Origin of the sequence: Glycomyces terrestris, from assembly GCF_003933745.1 — a bacterium.
Classification (GTDB): Bacteria; Actinomycetota; Actinomycetes; order Mycobacteriales; family Micromonosporaceae; genus Glycomyces; species Glycomyces terrestris.
Genome location: NZ_RSEB01000007.1, coordinates 165200 through 180753, shown reverse-complemented (window position 1 = coordinate 180753; position 15554 = coordinate 165200). Strand labels below are relative to the sequence as shown.

Here is a 15554-nt window from a genome sequence, read left to right as displayed (position 1 = left end):
CCCCTCCCCGTTGCGGCACCGTAGACGCACGACGCCTTGCAGGAGGTACCCATGGACCCGCTCGCGGTCACGCTCGAGCACCACCACTTCACTTACGGCTGGCTCAATCCCGCGATGGGCCTGGCCTTCGCCGCGGCCGGGTCCTACCTCGGCCTGTCGGCCTCCCGCTGCGCCCGCGCCGCCGCCACCGCGGCCGGACGGCTCCGCTGGATCCTCGCGGCCGCCCTGGCCATCGGCGGGATCGGCATCTGGATGATGCACTTCATCGCGATGATCGGCTTCACCGTCACCGGCGCCGACATCGCGTACGACCCCGCGCTCACCGCCCTGTCCTTCGGGCTCGCGGTGCTCGCGGTGGGGACCGGGCTGTTCGCCTCCGGGGGCAGGCGCGCCGGCTGGCCGCGCCTGGTCCTGGGCGGGCTGCTGTGCGGCGCGGGCGTGGTCGGGATGCACTACACCGGCATGGCGGCCGTCGCCACGGGCGGCCGGGTCGAGTACGACCCGGCGCTCGTCGCGGCCTCGGCCGCGGTCGCGGTGGTGGCCTCGACGGTGGCGCTGCGGTTCGCGGCGGTGGTGGACCGGCGCGGGTCGATGGCGGCGGCCGCGGGCGTCATGAGCGTCGCCGTCGTCGGCATGCACTACACGGGCATGGCGTCGGTGTCGATCACCGAGGCCGAGCACGCGGACGTCTCGGGCATCGACCCGCTGATCCTCCTGCTGCCCATCATGATCCTGGCGCTCATCGGGATGGTCGGCATGGTGTTCGGCGTGCTGGCCTCCCCGAACCTCGACCGGTTGGACCGAAATGACCGTCCTAGTGCAACTGTCCGTCTTGCGGATGCCGCCGGACAGTAGTCGTATAAGTTTCAAATCGCGCCGATCCCAATCGCGCAACATTCCGAATACGGGCAAGCCGCCTGGGGAGGAAGACCGCTTGTGGAACACGTGAGTCACTTCACTTACGGGTTTATCAACCCCCTCATGTCGTTCGGGTTCGCCTTCGCAGGATCGATCCTGGCGCTCATGTGCATGACGCAGGCCCGCCGGCAGGACGGCACCGTCAAGGCGGCCCGCCGGCGCGTGCAGTGGATCGCACTGGCCTCGTTCGCCTTGGGCGCCACCGCGATCTGGATGATGCACTTCACCGCGATGATCGGGTTCAAGGTCATCGACTCCGACATCGCCTACGACCCGCTCAAGACCTTCCTCAGCCTCGTCGCCTCCGTCGGCTCGGTGTTCTTCGGCCTCCTGGTCGCCGGCACCGGCACCCGCGGCACGGTCGGCAAGATCCTCATCGCGGGGCCGCTCACCGGCCTCGGCGTGGTCGTCATGCACTACTCGGGCATGGCCGCCATCAACGTCTCGGGGCACATCACCCACGAGCGCACCTACTTCGTCGCCTCGGTGGTCATCGCGGTCGTCGCCGCGACGGCCGCGCTGTTCTGCGGCATGTACCTCGACGGCTGGCGCTGGCACACGGCCGCGGCGGTGGTCATGGCGATCGCGATCTGCGGCATGCACTACACGGGCATGGCCGGGGTGCGCGTGACGCTGTACAACCAGGGCCGCGACACGGTCGAGGGCATCGACCCGATCATGCTCATCCTCCCGATCCTGGGGGTCGCGACGCTCGGGATCATCGTGCTCCTGTTCGCGCTCATGGGGACCACGCCGAAGACGGTGAGCCGCCGCGAGCAGCTCGGCATCCACGTCGAGGACGAGGAGGTCCTCCCGACCGCGACGGGCGCGATCCCGGTGGACCGCATGCGGTCCCAGCCGCAGCGCCCCCGCACCCCCGGCCGCGTGCGCAACCGCAGCGAGCGCGCCTCCGGCTACGTCCCGGACCAGCGCGCGGCGCCGGTGCCGGCCCCGCAGGGCGTGGACGACGTCCCGCGGATCGTCCCCGACCGCCCGCGCGGCGGCCAGCGCTCCTTCCAGCAGGCGGACCTGGACGTCACGGCCGAGCGCTACGGCGCCTCGCGCCACCTCCGCGGCAACTGACCCTCGCACCGTCAAGGGAGCGGCCCCATCCGATTCGGATGGGGCCGTTCCCGTTGCACCTTATATATATGGGCCGTCACGCAGTGCTGCGGACGCGCGCCCGGTTCAGACGCCGGCGTAGGAGTGGAGGCCGGAGAAGACCAGGTTGACGGCGGTGAGGTTGAAGAGCATGACCGCGTAGCCGAGGATGGCGATCCAGGGCGCGTTGGCCTTGGCGGAGCGGCCGGAGACGCGGGCGTGGAGGTAGGCGGCGTAGACGACCCAGGCGATGAAGGCCCAGACCTCCTTGGGGTCCCAGGCCCAGTAGCGGCCCCAGGCGAGGTGGGCCCAGACCGAGCCGGCGATGATGCCGAACGTCAGGAGCGGGAACGCGAAGACGTGGATCTTGAACGTCATGCGCTCCAGGGCGGTCGCGTCGGGGAGGCGCTCGGCGACGTTGAGCGGGAAGCGGACCGGCCGGCCGTCGGAGACGCGGCGGTCGAAGGCGCGCTTGAGCAGGTGCAGGATCGCGAAGACGCAGCCGATGAGCAGGATGCCGGAGGCGGCGATGGCGGCCGTGACGTGGATGATGATCCAGTACGAGTCGAGGGCCGGCACGAGCGGCCCGGCCTCGGTGTAGACGCGGACCGAGGTGCCGAGGACCATCGTGACCGCGAAGGTCGCGAACAGGCCGAGGCGGCGGGGCACGGACCCGCGGGAGACGAGGACGAGCCAGGTGACCATGCCCGCGAAGGCGACGCCCACGGTGTACTCGAACATGTTGCCCCACGGCCAGCGCCCGGTGTAGACCACGCGGGTGACGATGCTCGCGGCGAGGGCCGCGGTGCCGAGGAAGGTCAGGACGAGGCCGAGCCGGCCGGCGCCGCGGGCGGCGGCGGGGCTGATCGGGGCCTCGGCGGGGGTGTCGGTCTCGATCTCGGCGGCGCTCGCGGGCCCGCCGGCGCCGGCGGCCGCGAGGGCCTTGGCGCGCTTGGGGGCCCGCCTGTCGAAGGCGTACTCGACGGCGTAGGCGAACATCGCCGCGGCGTAGACGAGGATGGTGGCGACGAACAGGGCGTTCGCCGCTTCTGCACCGGTCATTGGTCGCTCCCGGGTCGGTCGGTGTCGGTTCCCGGCGGCTCGTGCCCGGGTGCGATCGCGGCGGTGAGCTCGTCGCACTCCTCGTCGAGGCCGTCGAAGTCGTTGCGGTTGAGGCCGGCGGTCTCGACGGTGCCGTCGGGGTTCCACCGGATCCAGTAGCGCCTGCGGCGCACGGCGAGCCCGGGCAGGAGCCCGAGCAGGAGGAGGACCGCGCCGGCGAGGACGACGGGGCCGCCCGGGTCGTGGCGGACCTGGAGGACGGCGTACTGCTCGACGCCGTCGAAGCGGAGCGTGGTGCCGTCGGGGAGGGTCATCTCGTCGCCGACGCCGATGACCTCGACCTCGTCGTTGACCTGCCGCAGGGCGCCGGAGGCGATCTGCTCCTCGTTGACGGAGTACACCGACTCGGGGAGGCCGTCGCCGAGGCCGAGGTCGCCGGTGTAGGCGGTGAGGGCGAGGACGGGGTTGTTCGGCTCGGGGTCGGTGCCCAGGAGCATCGCGGTCGAGTCGTCGAAGGTGGGGACGAGGATGGCGTCGAAGCCGACCTCGGCGCCGGGGTCGACCCGCCCGGTCTCGGGGTCGACGTTCGCGTCGGGGAACTTGAAGGCGCCCTCGGAGTTCAGGGCCGCGTCCATGGCCAGGAACTCCTGGTGGAGGGTCTGGGTCTGGCCGTAGCGGTCGGTGTAGGTGACGACGGCGGTGTAGCCGTGGCCGATGAGGAAGACGTTGGTGCCGTCGATGTTCAGGGGGTGGTTGACCCGGAGGTCGTACGTGCCGGTCTCGCCGCCGGTCTCGTAGGTGACGTCGGCGTCGTAGGCGGTGGGGCCGCCGGCGGTGAACTCGGCGTCGAAGGCGTCGAGCGTGAGGCAGAACTGCGGCAGGCTCGTCTCGTCGACCCAGGAGCCGAGGCCGTACTCGTCGTACTGCTGGAGGTTGTTGCAGTAGGACTTGTCCTCGGAGAGGATGCGGTTGCCGTACCAGCTCATGAGGCTGCCGGCGGCGACGCCGGCGAGCACGAGGATGACGCTGGTGTGGAACAGGAGGTTCCCGGTCTCGCGCAGGTAGCCCTTCTCCGCGGCGATGACGACGGTGCCGTCCTCGTGCTCGCGCACGGCGGTGCGCCAGCGGCGCTGCTTGAGGACGGCGCGGGCGCGGCCCTGGTTCGCGTCGACGCCGAGGACGCGGTGGTGCGGGAGGATCGACATGCGCTTGGGGGCGTCGGGGACGGGGGCGCGCAGGGCCTTCCAGTGGACGCCGAGGCGCGGCAGGATGCAGCCGACGAGGCTGATCATGAGCAGCAGGTAGATCGCGGAGAACCACGGCGAGGTGTAGACGTCGAAGGCCCACAGGCGGTCGAGCCAGGGCGCGAGGTCGGGGTGCTCGTCGAAGTAGGCGGCGACGTCGACGGTGCTGATGGAGCGCTGCGGGAACGTGGAGCCGGGGATCGCGGCGAGCGCGAGGGCGAGGAGGAGGACGAGCGCGGTGCGCATGGCGGTGAGCTGGTGCCACCAGCGGCGCCAGAAGGCGCGGAAGCGCTTGGCGGCCTTGGGCCTGCGGGGCGCGGGGGCGAGGGTGGCGGTCACAGGGCGCTCACCCCGGTGCCGACGGTGGCGCGCAGCCAGTTGGTGAAGTCGCCCCAGGCGCCGGTGGCGAGCATGAGGCCGACGGCGATGAGCATGGCGCCGCCGGCGACGGCGATGGCGCGGCCGTGGCGCTTGAGGAAGTCGAGGGCGCGGGCGAGGCGGTGCATGCCGACGGCGAAGAGCACGAAGGGGGCGCCGAGGCCGGCGCAGTAGGCGATCATGAGGCCGACGCCGCGGGCGGTGCCGTCCTGGACGACGGCGAGGCTGGTGATCGCGGCGAGGACCGGTGAGGTGCAGGGGATCCAGGAGAGCGCGAAGACCGCGCCGAAGAGGGGGGCGCCGGCGAGGCCGACGGCGGGGCGCCACTTGGGGGCGAAGCCGCCGCGGGTGGGGATGAGGCCGATGAACATGAGGCCCATGGCGATCATGACGACGCCGGCGGCGGTCTCGAGCGCGGCGGTGTTCTGGAGCAGGGCCCGTCCGGCGGTCTGGAGCGCGAAGACGACGACGGTGTAGACGGCGGTGAACCCGGCGACGAAGAGGAGCGCGCCGGTGAGGACGCGCCCGGTGCGCCGGTCGGTCGCGGTGCCGCCCTTGGCGGCGAGTTCGCTGCCGCTCATGCCGGTGACGTAGGAGACGTAGCCGGGCATGAGGGGGAGCGTGCACGGCGAGGCGAAGGAGACGAGCCCGGCGAGCGCGGCCACGCCGAACGCGAGCAGGAGCGGCCCGGAGGCGGCGGTCTCGGCGGGGTTCACTCGGCGTCCTCGCGCGGGGCCGGGTCGAGGACGGGCTTGCGGGAGGCGGGGCCGTCGAGGCGGCGTTTGACGAGGGCGCCGACGGCGACGGCGGTGAGGGCGGCGGTGCCGGCCATGACGGCGCCCTTGGCGGCCCGGCGGACGACGGGGTTGGACGGCTGGCGCATCAGGTCTCCAGGGCTTTGGCGACGTCGGCGGTGAGCGTCTCGGCGTCGGCGAGCTCGCCCCGCCAGATGGAGAAGACGCGGTGCTCGGCGTCGATGAGGATCGTGGCGGGGATGCTGTTCGGGGAGAGTCCGAAGTCGACGAACTGGTCGGCGACGCGGCCGGCCTCGTCGTACAGGGACGGGTACGGGACGCCCCAGCGGTTCTCGAAGCTCTGGGCGGCGTCGAGGCTGTCGCGGATGTTCACGCCGAGGAAGCGGACCGGCTGGCCCTCTGAGGCGGCGGCGGCCTCGACGAGGTGCGGGGCCTCGGCGACGCAGGGCGCGCACCAGGAGCCCCAGAAGTTGACGACGATGACCGAGCCGGCCCAGTCGTCGGTGTCGACCGGGTTCCCGTCGAGGTCCTCGCCTTGGAGGCGGGGCGCCGCGAAGCGGTCGCCGGGGTCCTCCCAGCGGTAGTTGGCGCCGTCGCCGGAGACGTACCGGTCGCGGTTGATCTCGTTGACGCGGTTGCTGTCGGCGCCGCCCTCGCCGCAGGCCGCGAGGGCCAGCAGCGGCGCCGCGGCCAGCATGGTCCTCCGCCGGAGCCCCATGGTCAGGCGCCCTTGGCCCGCTTGGCGGTCGCGGACTTGAGCACGAGGTGCGCGGCCGGCTCGGAGTACTCGATGCGGGTGAGGGATTCGCCTTCGTACACGAAGCTGGTGATCGAGGCGAGGGAGCACTCGCGGTTGCGCGGGTCGTGCCAGAGGCGCTTGCGCTCGGCGAAGCGGCGGACCGTCCAGATCGGCAGCTGGTGCGAGACGAGGACGGCCTCGGAGCCGTCGGCGGCGGCGCGGGCCTTGTCGAGGGCGTCCATCATGCGGCGGGCGATGTCGAGGTACGCCTCGCCCCAGGAGGGGCGGAAGGGGTCGCGCAGGCGCCACCAGTAGCGGGGGTGGCGCAGGGCGCCGTCGCCGACGCCGACCTTGAGGCCCTCGAAGGAGTTCCCGGCCTCGACGATGCCGTCGTAGGTGACGGCGTGGAGGCGGTGGGAGGCGGCGACGGGCTCGGCGGTCTCCTGGGCGCGCTGGAGCGGGGAGGAGCCGACGTGGACGACGTCGCGCCCGGCGAGCCGCTCGGCGGCCGCGAGGGCCATCTCCCTGCCGAGCTCGGACAGGCCGTAGCCGGGGAGGCGCCCGTACAGGAGTCCCTCCGGGTTGTGGACCTCGCCGTGGCGCAGCAGGTGGACGATGGTCTTGGTGCCGCTCATGACCGCACCTTAGCCGCGGCTCCGGCGGCCGGTTGCAGGGCCTGTTCGATGTGTGACAGGGCATCCTCGTCGATCGCCGCGGAGGTGAACCAGCACTCGAACGCGCTCGGCGGGAGGTAGACGCCGTGTTCGAGCATGGCGTGGAAGAACGCGCCGTACGCGGCGGTGTCCTGGGCCCGGGCGCCGGTGTAGTCGGTGACGGGGCCCTCGGCGAAGAACACGGAGAACAGGTTCGAGGGCGCCGAGACGTAGTGCGGGACGCCGGCCTTGGCGAGGGCGGCGCCGGCCATGCGCTGGAGCTCGGCGGCCGTGGCGTCGAGGGTGCGGTAGACGGCGTCGTCGCACAGGCGCAGGGTGGCGAGGCCGGCGGCGACGGCGAGCGGGTTGCCCGAGAGGGTGCCGGCCTGGTAGACGGGCCCGGCGGGGCTGATCATCGACATGAGGTCGGCGCGGCCGCCGAACGCGGCGGCGGGCAGGCCCCCGCCCATGACCTTCCCGTACGTGTACAGGTCGGCGGGGGCGGCGAGGCCGCCGGGGCCGACGCGGAAGCCGGTCATGACCTCGTCGGAGATGAGGAGCGCGCCGCGGGCGCGCGCGACGGCGTACAGCTTCTCGTTGAAGCCGTCGAGCGGCTCGATCGCGCCCATGTTCCCGGGGACGGCCTCGGTGATGACCGCGGCGATCTGCCCGGGGTGCTTCGCGAACGCGGCCTCGACCGCGTTGATGTCGTTGTAGGGCACGACGATCGTGTCGGCGGCGGCCGCGGCGGGGACGCCGGGCGAGTCGGGGTGGCCGAGCGTGGCGACGCCGGAGCCGGCCTCGGCGAGGAAGGAGTCGGCGTGGCCGTGGTAGCAGCCGGCGAACTTGACGACCTTGTCGCGGCCGGTGGCGGCGCGGGCGAGGCGCACGGCGCTCATGGTGGCCTCGGTGCCGGAGGACACGAGCCGGACCATGTCGCACGGGGTGCGCTCGACGATGAGCTCGGCGAGCTCGACCTCGGCCTCGGTGGGCGCGCCGTACGAGGTGCCGCGGGCGGCGGCCGCGGCGAGCGCGTCGACGACGGCGGGGTGGGCGTGCCCGAGGATGAGCGGGCCCCAGGAGCCGACGAGGTCGACGTAGGTGTTGCCGTCGACGTCGGTCATGCGGGCGCCGGAGGCCTCCGCGATGAACACCGGGGTCCCGCCGACGCCGCGGAAGGCCCGGACCGGCGAGTTCACGCCCCCGGGGATGACGCGGGCGGCGCGTGCGGCGGCGGCCTGCGAGCGGGTGCGGTCGAGCGGTTCCCGTTGCCTGTCAGTCACGGCCTCAGCATCGCACACGCCGCGCGGGCCGCGCGTGAGCGGCGGCGGCGGGCGTGAAGCCCGCCGCCGCGGGCGGGTAAGGCGACCGCGCGCAGGCGCGGCGCGTCGAACGCGACCGGGTGGACCAGGCGCTCGGCGAAGCCCGGGAGCGGCGCGGGCGCCGGCTCGGGGCCGGGGCCGCCGAGGAGCCACCGCAGCGGGGCCGGGACGCGGTACACGGCCTGGTCCATCGCGGGCCGCTCGATGACGACGAGCGCGGCGTCGACGAGCTCCACGAGCGCCTCGAGGCTGCCGTCGCGCTGCCGGCACAGGTGGAGGACCTCGTCGACGCTCGCGCCGTGCTCGCGGGCGGCGAGTTCGAGCAGGACCGCGCGGGCCGGGCCGGAGATCGCGGCGACCGCCTCGTCGATGGCCTCGCGGAAGCGCCCGCCGGCGTCGAGGACGGCGACCGGGTCGTCGCGCAGGCGCCGCAGCGCGGCCTGCGGGGAGGCGAGCGCGACGAGGTCGGCGAGCGCGAGGAGCGCGGGCGGGAAGTTCTCGACGGCGGCGGCCAGGCCGCGGCAGTCGCCGGCCGTCCAGGGCGCGCCGCGGTCCTCGCAGAACCCGGCGAGCATCGCCGCGCCGACGCCGCCCGCGGGCAGGTCGAGGGCGCGCTTGACGGCGCCGGGCAGGTCCAGGGGCCGGCGGCCGACCGCGAGGAGGTGCAGGCCGGGGCAGGTCTCCAGGAGTGCGAGGAGGGCGCCGCGGCCGTCGGCGCCGAGCCGGTCGGCGCCGTCGACGACGAGGAGGGCGCGGCGGTCGCGGAGGTGGTCGGCGACGGTGCCCATCGGTTCGCGCAGCGGCTCCGGGCGCAGGTCGAGGGCGTCCAGGAGGGCCCGGCCGAGGTCGGGTCCGGCCGGGCAGTACCAGACGCCGTGCTCGTAGCAGGCGAGGCGCTTGCGGGCCCAGTCCTGCGCGAACGTGGTCTTGCCGCAGCCGGGGAGGCCGCTGAGGGCGACCATGCGGCCGACGGCGAAGGCCCGGTCCAGTTCGCGCGCGTCGTCGGGCCGCTCGACCGGCGGCTTGAGCGGGTGCGGCAGGTTGTGGCGGCGCGGGCGGGCCGGCGGCGGCGGGAAGTCCTCGGGCAGTCCCGGCGCGGTGAGCTGGACCAGTTCGGTCGCGCCGGGCAGGCCGCGCAGTTCGAAGTCGCCCAGGCGGCGCACCGCGTCCGGCGGCAGCCCCGCGGCGGCGGCGCACCGGGCGGAGGCGAGGATCTGGTCGCCGTGCGCGGCCGAGCAGATCCGCGCGGTCCGGTGCACCTCCGGGGTGGCGTAGCCGCCCGCGGAGGGCCAGGCCTCGCCGGTGTGCAGTCCCATGCGGACGCGCGGGCGCAGCGGCGCGCCGCCGTGTTCGGGCCATGTGGAGCCGCGCAGGGCCAGCTGTATCCCGACCGCGGCGCGGCAGGCGGCGGCCGCGTCGTGGAAGGCCACGAAGAACGAGTCGCCCTCGGTGTCGATCTCGACGCCGCCGGCGTCCCGCAGCACCTCGCGGACCAGGGCGCGGTGGCGGTGGAGGACGACCCGGTAGCGCTCGGCGCCGAGGCCCGAGGCCAGGCGGGTGGAGCCCTCGATGTCGGTGAACAGGAACGTGACGTCGCCGGCGGGCAGCGGGGCCCGGCGCGGCCCGGACGAGCCGCCGGGATCGGCGAATCCACCGGCCACATCGGACTCGTGTCGATATGCCGATATCTCATTCCCAAGCAGCGAGAGGGAGGTCAGTGCGGCGTGCGATGCCGTAGTCGTATCCACGTGTCGATCAACTTTCGTTCAGCCCCCGTATGCCGGGCTGTGGCGCGCTGGTGCGCGGGCACAATTGCCCAGCGGCCTCACAGTGTCACCCCCATCTCAGTCGGTTACCTGCCGTGATGGGAACTGGCACTCCGCATGCGGTCCGCTCGGCCGTGTCTCCGTGCCCTGCGCGCGGACGTGAGGCGTTCTCGACGCGGGTTTGCTCGTGGCAACCACCGATCCGATATAGGGAACGATCCGAGGGCCCGCTGGTAGCGGGCATCGGACAGAATTGTTGCCCCTCAGGCGTTGCCCGCGGGAACGAAACTAGGGAATACTCGCATTCATCCCGGTCCCCCCGCGGCGCCGCGCACCCGCCGGCGCCCGGGCGCATACTGAGCGCTCGGCGCAGGCGGCCGCACTCCCCGCGCCGCCGCCCCCCGATCGGGCCGCCGCGATCGAGAAAGGACGACCCGCTCCCGTGCTGCACCTCCTCCGCCGCACCGCCCTCCTCCCCTGGCGCGCCCTCAAGGCCGCCGGCAGGGGCGCCCGCGCCTGCGTCCGCGCCCTGCGGGCCCCGGCCGGACGCCTGGGCGTCCAGGCCGCGCTCACGGCCCTCGCGGTCGCCGGGGCGCTCGCCGCCGGCTGGCTCGTGGTCCCCAGCGCCGGGCCCGCCTGGTCGTTCGGCACCGAGCCCAGCCCCGAACCCGAGGAGGCCCCCCTCGTCCTCACCCCCGAGGACGCCCCCGCCGCCGGCCTCCCCGCCGAGACCGACCCGATCGAGGAGGTCGGCACCGCCTCCCCCGACGACACGGCCTCCACGCCCGCCGGCGCCACCGACCTCGACTCGTGGGCCCGGAGCCTCGCCCACCTCGGCATCCCCGAGCGGGCCCTCGTCGCCTACGGGCGCGCCGAGCTCGTCTCCGCCGTCGAGAACCCCGGCTGCAACCTCTCCTGGACCACCCTCGCCGGCATCGGCGCCACCGAGACCACCCACGGCACCACCAACGGGAACCGGATCCAGTCCGACGGCACCACCGTCACCCCCATCCGGGGCTCGGGCTACGACGAGATGGGCCCCATGCAGTTCCTCCCCAGCACATGGGAGGCCTGGAAGGCCGACGGCGACAAGGACGGCGTGTTCAACCCCGACGACATCGACGACGCCGTCACCGCCGCCGCGAACTACCTCTGCCACGGCGACCGCGACCTGACGACCCCGGCCGGCTGGCAGGCCGCCGTCCACTCCTACAACCCCAGGGACGACTACGTGCAGAAGGTGTTCGACCGCGCCGACCAGTACGGCCGGGCGAGCACCGCCTGACCGGGCCCCCGATCGCTGCAATCCGTGAGCCGGGGGTTCCGTTCGGTGACGATTTCGGGTAAGGATAAGAGATGCCCCTGAAGCAGCTCGCTCCCGGCGAGATGACGGACGACGACCTCCGCGACTGGTGCTCGGTGCTCAACGACATGACCGCCGCCGACATGCCCGCCGAGCCGCGCTGGCGCACCGACGCGCTCCGCGAGTACCTCACCGCGACCCTGCCCGAGGACCGCCGCTGCCTCTTCCTCGACCGCGACGCCGACGGCGACCTCGTCGGCCACGCCAGCCTCATCCTGTTCGGGGGCGAGCAGGCCGGCACCGGCGTCGTCGAGATGTCCACCCGGCCGTCCGCGCGCGGCAAGGGCGTCGGCACCCGCCTGCTGCGCGCCGTCGCCGAGTGCGCGAAGGCCGGCGGCTGCCGGACCCTGTGCGTCGAGGTCATCGCCACCACGCCCGCCGTCGGCTTCTACGACCGGCACGGCTTCGCGCGCTCCGCGGTCGAGCAGCGCCACCTCCTGCGCTGGGCCGACATCGACTGGGAGAAGATCGAGCACGCCGCCGGGCGCCTCGCCGCCGGGTACCGGCTCGAATACCACGCCGGCGGCGTCCCCGACCGGCTCCTCGACTCCTACGCCGACGTCAAGGCCAACCTGCGCTCCGCGCCCGGGAACGTCGCGTTCGTGCCCGAATGGCGCGGCTCGGCCTACGCCCCGGCCCTGCGCGACTCCTTCCAGACCCTCGCCCGCCGCGGCATGCGGTCCCACATCGCCGTCGCGATCGCCGAACCGTACGGGAACGTCGTCGGCCTCACCGAGCTCGTCGTCTCCGCGCAGCGCCCCACCCGCGCCGACCAGTACGACACCGTCGTGGCCCCCGCCCACCGCTCCTACGGGCTCGCCATGACCATGAAGGCCCGCCTCCTCACCGAGCTGCGCCGCGCCGAACCGCAGCTCGTCGACGTCCAGACCTGGACCCTCGACACCGCCGACGACGTCCGCTGGGTCAACGGCGAACTCGGCTTCGTCCACGACGTCGACTGGTACGACTACGAAGCCGACGTCGACAAGCTCCTCGCCCGCCTCACCCGCAAGGGCTGAACCGGCGCCTCCCGGCCGCTCGGGGCCGCAACCGCTTGCGAATCTTCAATACACTGAGCGTCATGCACCCCCGGCAGGCCAGGCTCGAGGACGTGCGCCCCGACCGTCGCGTGATCGTCGTGGGCGACAACGGACTCACCCTCAGATTCATCAAGAACCTCATCGACAACTTCGCGTTCCACGTCATCGCCGTCATCCCCGCCGGCCCCGGCGGCCAGCGCGACGAGATCCGCCACACCGCCCAGGAGAACCGGCGCCTCTCCGTCCTGGAGACCCCGCACGTCGACGCCGACACCATCCGCGAGGCCGGGCTCACCGACGCGTACGCCGTCGCCCTCATGGACCAGGACGACGTCGGCAACCTCCACCTCGCCCTCCAGATCCGCGAGATGTCCCACTACCTCGGCGACGAGACCCTCCCCCGGCTCGTCATCCGCATGTACAACCGCGGCCTGCGCGACCACATGCAGAAGCTCCTCGGCGACGACGGCGTCTTCGTCAAGTCCGACGCCGACATGGTCGCCCGCACCTACGCGGCCGCCGCCCTCGAGCAGATCCCGCCCGGCGACATCGACATCTGGGGCCGCCGCCTCTACCTCGCGCGCGCCGCCGACCCGCGCGCCCAGGCCCAGTGGGTCGTCGCCACCGGCAACGAGTTCGGCGTCGACATGCTCCCCGACGACGCCGACGAGGCCGTCCGGCTCCTGTGCCTCGAACCCGAGGCCGCCCGCCGCTGGGTCAGGCCCGCGGCCGAGAAGGTCGCGCAGTGGTTCCGGCAGTCGCTGCACACGCTGCGGCGCACGTTCAGCAAGGGCCTGTGGGTGGCCGCGGCCGCCCTCATGGCCGTCATGCTCGGCGGCCTCACCACGCTCCTCACCGTCAACAGCCTGAACGCGAACCGCGAGGTCGGCGGCGACTTCTGGGACGCGCTGTACATGCTCGCGATGATGGCCGCCGGCGGCGCCGACCCCGACACGACCGACCACTGGGAGCTGCGCCTGACGCACGTCGTCGTGGTCGTCTCCGGGGCCCTGCTCATCCCGGTCGTCACCGGTGCGATCGTGCAGGCCGTCGTCGAGCGCCGGTACGCGCTCGCCGAGGGCCGCATGGTGCGGGCCGTGCGCGACCACGTCATCGTCGTCGGCCTGGGCAACATGGGGACCCGCGTCGTGGAGACGCTGCGCGAGCGCCGCGTGCCGGTCGTCGCCATCGAGAAGGACCGCGACGCGATCGGGGTGCGCGCCGCCCGGGCCGCCGGGGCGCAGGTGCTCCTGGGCGACGCGAGCCGGCCCGAGACGCTCCAGGAGGCCGAGGTCAAGTACTCGCGGTCGCTGGTGGCGATGGCGAAGCAGGACTCGGCGAACCTCGAGACGGCCCTGTCCGGGCTGGAGTGCAAACCGGACCTGCGGACGGTCATGCGGATCTACAACCCCGAGTTCGCGTCCCTCATCCGCCGCAACCTGAACAAGGGGCGGTCCCTCCACGAGGCGTCGCAGCACTCCTCGTACAGCGCGCCGCAGGTCGCGGCCGGCTCGTTCGCGCGCGAGCTCACCGACGACGAGATCCTGGAGACGATCCCGGTGCGCGGCCAGATCGCGTACATCGCCGAAGTGACCGTCGAGGAGGGCGCGTGGCTCGACGACGTGCCCGCGCACCGGGCGACCGTGCCCGGCTCGCACCGGCTGCTCGCGGTCCGGCGCGAGACCGGCGGCATCCGGTGGAACCCCGACGCGGGCTTCCAGATCGCCCACGGGGACACGCTGCTCGTCCTCGTCACCCGCAAGGGCCTCAACGAGGTCCGCGCCTACTGCCGCGCGCCCGGACCCGCGGCGGCCGGACCGCGCCGGACCGGCGCCGGAGAGCGCGCCGTGTGACGCTCCCCGGTTCGCGGGACGCCGCGCAACCTCCGGGCCGCTCGCTCGTTTCAACCGTGGACACATCTCTCACGGAAGGGGCCGGCAGTGGCGGCGAGCGAGCGGACACCGGATCACAGCGGGAGGCGGAAGCGCCGCAAGGCGGTCCTGGCGGCGACCGCCGGGGCGCTGGCTCTGGGGGGCGCGGCGGTGGTGGTGCCGGCGGCGTTCGCCGACGACCCGGTCACCGAGATCCTCGACGGGGCCGCCGAGATCCTCCCGGTCGACGACGCCCTCCTGGGCCTGGTCGACGTCGGCGAGGTCAGGGAGCTCACCGAGTCGCTGACGTATGGCGAGACGGAGGCGGTGACGGTGTCGGAGCCCGGCGCCTCCTACGTGAAGGTCCACTTCGAGCGGCTGCTGCTCGACGCGGGCGACGCGGTGACGGTGTCGAACCCCGAGGGGACCGAGTCGTACCGGTACGAGGAGTCCGCGGTCGACCGGTGGGCGACCTCGATCACCGGCGACACCGCGGTCGTGGAGCTGCATCGCGCCGAGTCGTCCCCGGTCTCGGACGCGCTCGGCGTGCTCATCGACCGGGCCGCCTACGGGTTCGCGGCCGACGTCGTGGACGCGCTCGCGGAGGACAGGGCGGACCGGGCGCGGCCGGAGGAGAGCGTCTGCTCGGGCGACGAGAAGCGGCCCTCGGCCTGCTACCGGAGCTCGTACCCGGAGGAGGTCGAGCACGCGGACCCGGTGGCGCGCCTGCTCATCGACGGGACGGTGCTGTGCACGGCGTTCCGCGTCGGGGAGGGCAACCGGCTCCTGACGAACCACCACTGCTTCACCGAGACGTGGGAGGCGAAGCAGACCGAGGTGTGGTTCGGCTACGACTGCGTCGCGTGCGGGAACGACACGGCGAACATCCCCGTGAAGGTCGCCGGCGAGCAGGTCCTGAAGACGTCGAAGCCCCTCGACTACACGCTGTTCACCGTGGACGACTTCGAGCGGATCGACCAGTTCGGGCACCTCGAGCTCGCCGACCGCGCCGCGAAGGCGGGCGAGGCGATCTACATCCCGCAGCACCCGGCGGGCCGGCCCACCGAGATCGCGATGGAGTCCTCGGTGGACGGCGGCAACTGCGTGGTGAAGAACGCGGTCTACGACGGCTACGTGGCCGGCAGCGACGTGTCCTACTACTGCGACACCGAGTTCGGCTCGTCCGGCTCCCCCGTGCTCTCCCGCGACACGCACGAGGTCGTGGCCCTGCACCACTTCGGCGGCTGCCCGAACTCGGGCGTGAACGCCCAGCTGATCCGCACCGAGATCGGCCACCTGATCTAGTCCCCGCCCCGGGACTCGCGAAACGGCGGCGGCGCGG

At 73.3% G+C, this 15554-nt stretch carries 14 protein-coding genes; 6 read left to right on the top strand and 8 right to left on the bottom strand.

Features of this window, described 5'->3' with window-relative positions; all coding sequences use genetic code 11:
• The first annotated feature begins 51 nt into the window (after positions 1-51).
• The gene (locus EIW28_RS22055) at positions 52-855 is read left to right on the top strand and encodes an MHYT domain-containing protein (protein ID WP_125249872.1); all 804 of its coding nucleotides are present in this window, start codon (positions 52-54) and stop codon (positions 853-855) included.
• Between the two features lie 126 nt (positions 856-981).
• Positions 982-2001 (top strand): MHYT domain-containing protein, encoded by a 1020-nt coding sequence (locus EIW28_RS22050; RefSeq protein ID WP_125249871.1) that lies wholly within the window; start codon positions 982-984, stop codon positions 1999-2001.
• 105 nt (positions 2002-2106) lie between these two features.
• Here EIW28_RS22050 and ccsB read toward each other — a convergent pair whose 3' ends face one another.
• The 8 genes from ccsB to EIW28_RS22015 are packed head-to-tail and all read right to left on the bottom strand — an operon-like array spanning position 2107 to position 9833.
• The gene (gene ccsB, locus EIW28_RS22045) at positions 2107-3081 is read right to left on the bottom strand and encodes a c-type cytochrome biogenesis protein CcsB (protein WP_125249870.1); all 975 of its coding nucleotides are present in this window, start codon (positions 3079-3081) and stop codon (positions 2107-2109) included.
• On the bottom strand, positions 3078-4664 hold the full coding sequence (gene resB, locus EIW28_RS22040) for a cytochrome c biogenesis protein ResB (protein WP_232014134.1): 1587 nt from the start codon (positions 4662-4664) through the stop codon (positions 3078-3080). Before resB ends, ccsB begins: the two co-directional genes overlap by 4 nt.
• Entirely contained in the window at positions 4661-5419 is a 759-nt protein-coding gene (locus EIW28_RS22035) for a cytochrome c biogenesis CcdA family protein (protein ID WP_125249869.1), read from the bottom strand. Before EIW28_RS22035 ends, resB begins: the two co-directional genes overlap by 4 nt.
• Positions 5416-5586 carry a hypothetical protein gene (locus EIW28_RS24405; protein WP_158630503.1) on the bottom strand — a complete coding sequence of 57 codons (171 nt, stop codon included), beginning with the start codon at positions 5584-5586 and terminating at the stop codon, positions 5416-5418. The genes EIW28_RS22035 and EIW28_RS24405 overlap by 4 nt, the downstream gene beginning before the upstream one ends.
• Positions 5586-6155, bottom strand: a complete 570-nt coding sequence (locus tag EIW28_RS22030) for a TlpA family protein disulfide reductase (RefSeq protein WP_158630502.1) — start codon at positions 6153-6155, stop codon at positions 5586-5588. The genes EIW28_RS24405 and EIW28_RS22030 overlap by 1 nt, the downstream gene beginning before the upstream one ends.
• A 23-nt stretch (positions 6156-6178) precedes the next feature.
• Positions 6179-6832: a histidine phosphatase family protein gene (locus tag EIW28_RS22025; RefSeq protein ID WP_125249867.1), complete on the bottom strand. Its 654-nt coding sequence runs from the start codon at positions 6830-6832 to the stop codon at positions 6179-6181.
• Entirely contained in the window at positions 6829-8133 is a 1305-nt protein-coding gene (hemL, locus tag EIW28_RS22020; protein ID WP_125249866.1) for a glutamate-1-semialdehyde 2,1-aminomutase, read from the bottom strand. Before hemL ends, EIW28_RS22025 begins: the two co-directional genes overlap by 4 nt.
• A complete protein-coding gene (locus tag EIW28_RS22015) occupies positions 8130-9833 on the bottom strand; it encodes an adenylate/guanylate cyclase domain-containing protein (protein WP_158630501.1) in 1704 nt (567 codons plus the stop codon). The genes hemL and EIW28_RS22015 overlap by 4 nt, the downstream gene beginning before the upstream one ends.
• 547 nt (positions 9834-10380) lie before the next feature.
• On the opposite strand from EIW28_RS22015, the gene EIW28_RS22010 reads away from it, so the two are divergent.
• The 4 genes from EIW28_RS22010 to EIW28_RS21995 all read left to right on the top strand — a co-directional run bounded on the left by EIW28_RS22010 (position 10381) and on the right by EIW28_RS21995 (position 15517).
• On the top strand, positions 10381-11223 hold the full coding sequence (locus tag EIW28_RS22010; protein WP_125249864.1) for a lytic transglycosylase domain-containing protein: 843 nt from the start codon (positions 10381-10383) through the stop codon (positions 11221-11223).
• Between the two features lie 71 nt (positions 11224-11294).
• Positions 11295-12320: a GNAT family N-acetyltransferase gene (locus EIW28_RS22005; RefSeq protein WP_125249863.1), complete on the top strand. Its 1026-nt coding sequence runs from the start codon at positions 11295-11297 to the stop codon at positions 12318-12320.
• A 62-nt stretch (positions 12321-12382) separates the two neighbouring features.
• Positions 12383-14194: a potassium channel family protein gene (locus EIW28_RS22000; protein ID WP_125249862.1), complete on the top strand. Its 1812-nt coding sequence runs from the start codon at positions 12383-12385 to the stop codon at positions 14192-14194.
• An 87-nt stretch (positions 14195-14281) separates the two neighbouring features.
• Positions 14282-15517, top strand: coding sequence for a trypsin-like serine peptidase (locus EIW28_RS21995; RefSeq protein ID WP_125249861.1), 1236 nt, complete (start codon positions 14282-14284; stop codon positions 15515-15517).
• Positions 15518-15554: the final 37 nt, after the last annotated feature.